This window comes from Clostridium chromiireducens (assembly GCF_002029255.1).
Taxonomy (GTDB): Bacteria; Bacillota; Clostridia; order Clostridiales; family Clostridiaceae; genus Clostridium; species Clostridium chromiireducens.
Map to the genome: position 1 here is coordinate 1 of NZ_MZGT01000119.1, position 9288 is coordinate 9288.

Genomic DNA, 9288 nt, shown 5'->3' on the forward strand with positions numbered 1-9288 from the left:
TATATCAGAGTTATTCAAAATTAATTTTACTAATTCATCTCTAGATAAAGACATAGCCTGTGCTCCCTTCATTTGATAATTTATTATATCATCCTAATGAAGTTTACACAGACTATTTTACACTCTCGATTATTAATATCAGGTACTGCTTTTATATTTTGTGATTATTAATTAAATATTCTTCTCTTTTTCAACCTTTCGCCAGTGATATAGAAAGGTCGGCAAAGCAACTACAACAACCGCTACTGATTTTGCGACATTTTTTTTACTTTCAATACTACGGTTTTGTTCATATCTTATTTGATTCTCCTCATAAATTTTTTTGTCATACTCCGATAAACTGCCTGATTTATCTGGCGATATCCCTTCATAGTAATAATTTGTGGGGAACATTAAATCAGTAATATTTTGTACAGTGAAGATTATACCGGCTAGAACCATCATTAATGAAACAAAGCAAACAAGATATAAGTATAAATTTCTTAATTTAAACATAAAAAATGCCTCCTTTTTTATTATTCTATCCTAATCATAGCATTTAGAATCATACATTTGAAAGCTATTATTTATTCTAGGGTTACAATTTATCCTGTAAATGAATAAGTAAGATATTCTTAGCAGATAATAAAAAAGTTAGAATGACAATTAAAAGTTTAGAAGAAAAGAAAACGAGGTAAATGCAATGAGAAAGATGAAAACTATGGATGGCAATACTGCTGCAGCATATATATCCTATGGATTTTCTGAAGTGGCAGTAATTTTCCCAATAACTCCATCATCTCCAATGGCTGAACATGTAGATGAGTGGGTTTCACAAGGTAAAAAAAATATATTTAATCAGCCAGTAAAAGTTGTTGAAATGCAATCAGAAGCAGGAGCTGCAGGCGCACTACATGGATCCCTTCAAGCAGGTGCACTGTCAACTACTTATACAGCATCACAAGGGTTATTACTTATGATACCTAATATGTATAAGATAGCAGGAGAGTTGCTTCCATGTGTAATACATGTTGCAGCAAGAGCTCTCGCAACATCATCATTAAACATATTTGGCGATCATCAAGATGTTATGGCAGCTAGGCAAACTGGATTTGCAATGCTTGCAGAAGGATCTGTTCAAGAAGTCATGGATTTAAGTGGAGTTGCACATTTAGCCACTATAAAAGCAAAAATGCCATTTATGAACTTTTTTGATGGATTTAGAACTTCTCATGAAATACAAAAAATAGAGGTAATAGAACAAGAAGAACTTGCTAAATTAATAGATTATAAAGCACTTGACGATTTTAGAAAAAGAGCTTTAAATCCAGATCATCCTGTTACGAGGGGAACAGCTCAAAATCCAGATATATATTTCCAAACCAGAGAAGCTGTAAATAAATATTATGATGTGATCCCGGATATAGTTGAGGATTATATGAGTGAAATAACAAAATTAACAGGTAGAACGTATCATTGCTTTGATTACTATGGAGCACATGATGCTGATAGAATTATAATTTCCATGGGTGCTGTTAATGATGTTGTAGAGGAAACTGTAGATTATTTAAATTCAAATAAACAGAAGGTAGGGTTAGTTAAAGTTAGACTTTATAGACCATTTTCTATGGAAAAATTGCTGAAAGCTATTCCTAAAACAGTTACTAAGATTGCGGTTTTAGATAGAACAAAGGAACCAGGTTCAGTAGGTGAGCCTTTATATTTAGATGTAGTAAGAAGCTTTTTTGGTAAGGAAAATGCTCCGACTATTGTAGGAGGAAGATATGGACTTGGTTCAAAGGACCCAACTCCAGTACATATAGCTGCGGTTTATGATAATCTAATTTTAGATGAACCTAAAAATAATTTCACAATTGGCATAATAGATGATGTTACAAATACTTCTCTTAGACCACTTGATGATATAGATGCTACACCTGAAGGCATTACTTCATGTAAATTCTGGGGCTTGGGATCTGATGGTACAGTTGGAGCCAATAAAAGTGCAATTAAAATCATTGGAGATCATACAGACATGTATGCTCAAGGATATTTTGATTATGATTCTAGAAAATCTGGAGGTATAACAGTATCTCATTTAAGATTTGGTAATAAGCCAATAAAGTCTCGTTATTTAATTGATAGAGCTGACTTTATTGCATGCCATAATCAATCATATGTATATAAATATCATGTACTTAGAGGATTAAAGAAAGATGGTAAGTTCTTATTAAATACAATTTGGTCACCAGAAGAAGTAGAAGAGCGATTGCCGGCAGCAATGAAAAGGTATATTGCTCAAAATAACATTGAATTTTATACAATAAATGCTGTTAAAATCGCTCAAGACATTGGACTTGGCGGCAGGATAAACATGATAATGCAGGCGGCTTTCTTTAAAATAGCCAATATAATACCAGTAGAAGATGCAGTCAAATATTTGAAGGATGCAGTAGTAAGTTCATATGGCAAAAAGGGCGAAAAAGTTGTTAATATGAACCATGGTGCAATAGATGAAGGTATTAATGGAATAGTTAAAATTAAAGTTCCACTTGATTGGAGCAATACACAAGATGATAAACTTGAACATAATGAAGATTTTCCGGAATTTATAAAAGAAATTACAAGGCCAATGAACAGATTAGAAGGAGATGCTATGCCTGTCTCAACTTTTATAAATGCAGGTATGGAAGATGGTACATTCATGCACGGAACAACAGCTTATGAAAAGAGAGGAATAGCTGTGACTGTTCCAGAATGGATACCAGAGAATTGTATACAATGTAACCAATGTTCATTTGTATGTCCACATGCAACAATTAGAGCATTTTTGTTAAATGAAGGAGAAAAAGATAAAGCACCGAAGAGTGTTAAATTACTTGATGTTAAAGGAATTAAAAGCGATGAGAAATTGTATTTCTCAATTGGAGTTACTCCACTTGATTGTACGGGATGTGGAAATTGTGCTCAAGTTTGTCCAGCACCTGGCAAGGCATTAGTAATGAAATCACAAGACAGCCAGCATGAACAAATAGAAGCTTGGAATTACACAATAGAAAAAGTAATTGCCAAAAATCCAATGGATAAGTATACGCTTAAAGGAAGTCAATTTGAAAGACCATTGCTTGAGTATAATGGCGCTTGTGCAGGATGTGGTGAAACCCCTTATGCAAGGTTAGTCACTCAATTATTTGGTGATAGAATGATGATTGCAAATGCAACTGGATGTTCTTCTATTTGGGCAGCAGGAGCACCAGCTACTGCGTATACTAAAAATCAACAAGGTCATGGACCAGCTTGGGCTAATTCATTATTTGAAGATAATGCTGAATTTGGATACGGAATGTATCTAGGTGTTAAAACTATAAGAGAACGAATAGCTAATAATGTTTCAATTGCCCTTGAAAGTGGTATGACAGAAGAAGCTAAAGCAGTATTGCGAGATTGGTTAGACAATAAAGATATTGGTGAAGGTTCTAGAGAAAGAGCTAATAGATTAACTGAAGTTCTTAAAAATGATAATAGTGAAATTGCTAAAGAAATATTAAAAGATAAAGAATTCTTTGTTAAGAGATCTCAATGGATATTTGGTGGAGATGGCTGGGCTTATGATATTGGATATGGTGGACTTGATCAAGTACTTGCAAGCAATGAAAATGTAAATGTGTTGGTATTTGATACAGAAATTTATTCAAATACTGGTGGGCAATCATCAAAATCAACTCCTACAGCAGCCATAGCAAAATTTGCTGCATCTGGTAAGAGAACTAAGAAGAAAGATTTAGGAAGAATGGCAATGACTTATGGGTATGTTTATGTTGCTCAGATTTGCATGGGAGCAGATAAGAATCAAACTATTAAAGCTATAAAAGAAGCTGAGGCTTATGATGGACCATCACTTATAATAGCATATTCAACATGTATTAGTCATGGTATTAAAGTAGGAATGTCTAATTCGCAAGATGAAGAAAAGAAAGCAGTTGATTGTGGATATTGGCATCTTTATAGATACAATCCTACATTAAAAGGAGAAAAAAATCCATTTACATTAGACTCAAAAGAGCCAAAAGGTGAATTTAAGGACTTCCTGATGGGAGAAGTAAGATATGCATCTTTAGCTAAAGCTTTTCCAGAGGAAGCTGATAAATTATTTGAGAAAACTGAGAACGATGCGAAAGAAAGATTAGAAATCTATAAGAAATTAGCATCGCAATAGAAAGTAGTAAAATCAATAACTTTATTATATTTAGTAAAAATGTAGCATACCAGTTAAAGAAAAGAATAAAAATGCTGGTATGCTACTTTTATTAATTCTTTCCTTATGAATAATTTGAAACAATTGTAAATATTATTAAATATGAGTACTACTAAGGAGATAAATGTGCCAGTACCAAGAAAATGCAGTTTATATTATGGAGATGCACCTAATTATTTGGTTGCATATAGAGGAAATTTCAAAGAAGAAATAGATAGAGTTTCTTATGCTTGTGGAGATATAATAACTGATACAATCGGTGTAATATCAGTTCCAACTGAATACATTGATCAATTATATAGAGATGTTCCATCGATACTTTATGTTGATCCAAGAAGTAAATATGTGCTACAAGCTGTTTCTCCATCCAGTGTAGATAATATAAATGCTATCAAAATCAATCCTTACTTGGATTTGACTGGAAGAGGAGTGCTAATTGGGATGGTTGATACGGGAATAGATTATCTCAATGATGAATTTATTAGAGAAGATGACACTTCAAGAATAGTTAGCATATGGGATCAAACTATTCAAGATACCACGGATCTTTCAGTATACATAGGAAAAACATATTCAAACGCTGAAATCAATAATGCGATTCAGGCATATAGAAATAATCAAGTTCCATATTCCATTGTCCCCACAAAGGATGATATAGGGCATGGAACACAAATGGCAGGAATAATAGGCGCAAGAGGATTCAATCAAGACTTTCAAGGAATTGCTCCTGGGTCTGAGTATGTTATTGTTAAATTAATGGAATCGAAAAGTTTTAGAAATGAACTTGAGGCGAATGGTGTACCATATACTCCAATTTATGATGTTTCTGAGATCTTAGCAGCAATAGATTATTTGAAAAATTATTCTGTAGCAGTAAATAGGCCTATGGTAATCTATATAGGAGTTGGAACTACAGAAGGAAGTCATGATGGAAATAATATAATATCAAGATATATCACTTCAATTGGCAGGATAAGAGGACTTATTCCTGTAAATGGGGTTGGAAACGAAGGCGCATCAGATGGCCATGCATCTGGAATTATTCAACAAGTAGGTGGAATATCAACTGTAGAATTAAGAATTCCTAGAGAGATTAAATATTTTTCTTTTGGTATATGGATAACGAAGCCTAATATTGTATCGCTAAATGTAATTTCACCTAACGGAGAAGCATCAAATTTTATTAAAGCTAAATCTAAACAGGTTGAAACAATTAATTTTGTTTTCTTTAGAACACAGATGGTGATTAAATATTATATGCCAGAACATTTTACTGGGCATGAGCTAATAGCGATTAATTTTAATAATATAAAAGCAGGTATATGGACATTTCAATTAAGAGGAGATTATATAACAGATGGAAGATATAATATATGGTTACCACCCCAAAAAACATTACCGGAAAATACACGATTTCTTCAATCCAATCCATATACAACGCTAACAGTACCTTCTACAGGAAGAAATGTTGCAACTGTAGCATATTATGGGAATAATAATGCTTTAATCGCTGCATCAGGAAAAGGACCTAATTTAAATGAATATATTATTAATCCTGATATTGCTACTTTAGGGGTAGACATTATAACAACTAAACCTTTAGGTGGAACTGTAACTGTATCCGGAAGTTCTGTAGCAGCAGCCATAATTGCTGGTGCTTGTGCCCTTCTTTTACAATGGGGGATTATTAATGGGAATGATAGAACAATGTTTTCGACTAAAGTAATAGCATATTTAATACTTGGAGCTGATAGGAGTAATACAATTTATAGGTATCCCAATAGAGAAATTGGATATGGTTTCTTTGATTTATTGGGCACATTTAATATAATTAGTAGAAGCTATAGAACGGATTTAGAATTTATTAACGGAAGAAGAGAGTTTAATGAATATTATGTTAATAAATTATTTGTTAGAATTCCAGATGGGATAACAAAAAGAATAATTAGAAGAAATAATCTTAATATAATAAAGCTAAATTAATATTAAAAAGATTTATTCAATTGATTAATGAATAAGTCTTTTTTTGTAGAATAAAACAATAAAGGCAATAAAGTATCAAATGTAATCGATTAATGTTATAATAAAATAAAAGGGTTTTAGGGGATGATGAAAATGAGTTTAATTTATTCAGGAAAATCTTTAGATGAATGTTTAGATAATGCTTCTAAAGAATTGAATCTTTTAAAAGAAGAAATAAAATATAAGATAATAAAAGAAAAACATTCATTGATTAGTAAAAAGTTCGAAATTCAAGTTGAAGAATTTCAGTTAGACTCATCAAATTTTAAGAGTTCCTTTAAAGGCGATATTAAAACTAATAATAAAGAACATAATAGCATTTTAGATAATCAATTAATTAGGAGTAGTGTGGAAAATGGTGCAAAAGTCGAAAGTGGAAAAATAATAGTTACAGATAATGATCTTGGAGAAATAACAATAAAATCTTGTGATAATATAAAGCTTTATATTAATGGAGAACTTTGCAATGAGAAGAGGGCATATAAAGTAACACAATTTGATAAAATTAGTTACAAGGGTGTAAAAACAGAAGCTTCAAAAAATGTAAAAATTACAATTTCAAAAGATAAGATGGAAGCATATATATGCATTGAATATATTCCTGAGTATATATATAAGCTTAAAGATAAACCAAACTTAATGAATTTAGCACTTAAAGCAATGAAAATTCAAGGTGAGTTACCTGTAAAATATACTGTTACAGAAATAAAAGAAATATTAAGACAAAATAAGGTTACTGAAGGAATAATATATAAAAGCCTTATTGAAGCTTGTGCAGCAGGCATAAATGAGAATGTTTTAATAGCAAAGGGAGTTCCTGCTATTGATGATATACCCAGCGAGATTAAAATTTTATTTGATCTTGGAGAAAAGAAAATTATTGATGAATCTTCAAATGAAAAAATAGATTATAGAAATTTATATTCAATCTCAAATATTGAGGAAGGTCAAGTGTTAGCCGAGATAATACCCGGTGAAACTGGACAAGACGGAAAAAATGTTATAGGTGAAATTCTGAAAAGAAAAATAATAAAAAGTAAACCTATAAGAATAGGAGAAGGATGTAGAATTGAAGGAAATAATATAATTGCTACTAGAACAGGAAGGCCGTCTTCTAAAAATGGAGTATTAAGTGTAAATAATATTTATAAGATAAAAGATGTAGATATGAAGTCTGGAAATATTAATTTCATAGGAGATGTTAATATTATAGGAAACGTTAAAGAAAATATGACAGTTAAATCCGGTAATTCTCTTTATATCGAAAAGAGTGTTGATATATCAAAAATTATTGCAGGAGGAGAAATTAACATTAAGGGAAATGCAATTAATTCGACAATTTTAACAGGTCAGATTGATATGGAAAAAAAGATGTATTTAGAGCAATTGAATGAATATAAAGAAAATATAATCCAACTAATCAACGCTGTCGAGAAATTGAATGAATCGAGTAATAGCACTAAAAAGATATCCGAGCTAGTTAAAATACTAATAGAAAATAGATATAAAAATATACCAAAACTATCACTTGGTATTATAACCCATAGTATATGTAACGATAGTGAGAAAAGTGAATTAGTTGAGTTTATTAGAAGTAAAATCATGGGATTGAATATATCAAAAATAGAATCTATAAGGGATTTAAACAAATTTAAGGAATTGATAGAAAATGAAATTGACTTTTTAGAGGATGATATGATTATACATGCAGATATTTACGTTGGTTATTGCCAAGATTGCTTAGTTAAATCTACAGGAAATATTATTATTACTGGTAAAGGTCAATACGTATCTAATTTAATAGCATTAAAAGATATAGTGTTTATGCGAGAAGATTCTGTAGCTAGAGGAGGTGTCTTATCTGCGAGAGGAAACATTAAACTTGGACTAGTTGGTAGTCCTTCTGGAGTCGTGACTAAATTAGAAGTGTTACCTACTGGGATTATAACAGCCAAGGTTGCCTATAATAATACTGTTTTTTACTTTGGAAAAAAATCAAAAATATTAGATGTTTCAGGTAAAAATGTTAAGGCATACATGGATAGGGATGGGGAAATAATTATTGAAAAGTTTGTATTATAATAATATAGATTTAAATTACATCTAAATATTAAAGGATTTAGTGTAAAGAAATAATGAATTTTGAGGGGAACTAATCTCCTCTTTTTTTATAATTAAAAGGTTAATAGGAAATTAATTTATTACAAATTATTAATGTTAATTATGTTATTAGGTAAAAATTAAAGTGATTAAAATTAAATTTAAATTTAAATTTTATATTAATATGCATTCTGAAATAGTAACAATTTTTATATATAATCATATTTTATTTAGGTAAATACTATTTGTTCGGTAGAGAGGGGGGGATGTATGATGTATGACAAAATTGAACTACCATATTCGTATAATGCTTTAGAACCTTACATTGACCAAGAAACTGTAAGAATACACTATACAAAGCATCTTCAAGGATATGTAAATAAACTAAATAATATTTTACAGGGCTATGAAAAATTCACTGAAGGTAAGTCCCTAGAAGAAATTTTATCCAATATAAATAGAATACCTAAACGGATTAGACAAGATGTTATAAATCAAGGTGGTGGAGTATCAAATCATAATTTATATTTTTCAATTCTCTTTCCACATCCTAAAAAATGCCCGGAAGGAAAATTGCTAAATGAAATAAATAATACTTTTGGTACAGTAGAAAGCTTAAAAGAATTATTAAGTGAGGTAGCAGTAAATCAATTTGGTTCGGGTTATGGGTGGTTAGTTAAAGATAAACGTGGGAAATTAAAAATTATGAGCACGCTAAATCAAGACAGTCCATTTAGTTTTGGTTATACTCCGATTCTTACAATTGATGTTTGGGAACATGCCTATTATTTAAAGTATAAAAACTTAAGGGCTGAATACGTTAAAAACATATGGAATATAATAAATTGGGGAAAAGTTGAAGAATATTATAGAAATACTTGTAAGTAATAATTAAATAGTGAATAATTTATACTTTTTAGATAAAATAATTA

The 9288-nt window shown here is 30.7% G+C and carries 5 protein-coding genes; 4 read left to right on the forward strand and 1 reads right to left on the reverse strand.

Translation table 11 applies throughout. The annotated features are described in order from the left end of the window. Positions 1 to 171: 171 nt before the first annotated feature. A complete protein-coding gene (locus tag CLCHR_RS23005) occupies positions 172 to 495 on the reverse strand; it encodes a hypothetical protein (protein WP_079442232.1) in 324 nt (107 codons plus the stop codon). Between the two features lie 187 nt (positions 496 to 682). On the opposite strand from CLCHR_RS23005, the gene nifJ reads away from it, so the two are divergent. The 4 genes from nifJ (at position 683) to CLCHR_RS23025 (ending at position 9244) form a co-directional block, all read left to right on the forward strand. Next, a complete protein-coding gene (gene nifJ, locus CLCHR_RS23010) occupies positions 683 to 4195 on the forward strand; it encodes a pyruvate:ferredoxin (flavodoxin) oxidoreductase (RefSeq protein WP_079442233.1) in 3513 nt (1170 codons plus the stop codon). A 141-nt stretch (positions 4196 to 4336) separates the two neighbouring features. Continuing rightward, positions 4337 to 6217, forward strand: a complete 1881-nt coding sequence (locus CLCHR_RS23015) for a S8 family peptidase (RefSeq protein ID WP_079442234.1) — start codon at positions 4337 to 4339, stop codon at positions 6215 to 6217. Between the two features lie 132 nt (positions 6218 to 6349). Next, positions 6350 to 8338, forward strand: a complete 1989-nt coding sequence (locus tag CLCHR_RS23020; RefSeq protein WP_079442235.1) for a flagellar assembly protein A — start codon at positions 6350 to 6352, stop codon at positions 8336 to 8338. 291 nt (positions 8339 to 8629) lie between these two features. After that, complete coding sequence (locus CLCHR_RS23025) at positions 8630 to 9244, forward strand: superoxide dismutase (protein WP_079442236.1); 615 nt, start codon at positions 8630 to 8632, stop codon at positions 9242 to 9244. Positions 9245 to 9288: the final 44 nt, after the last annotated feature.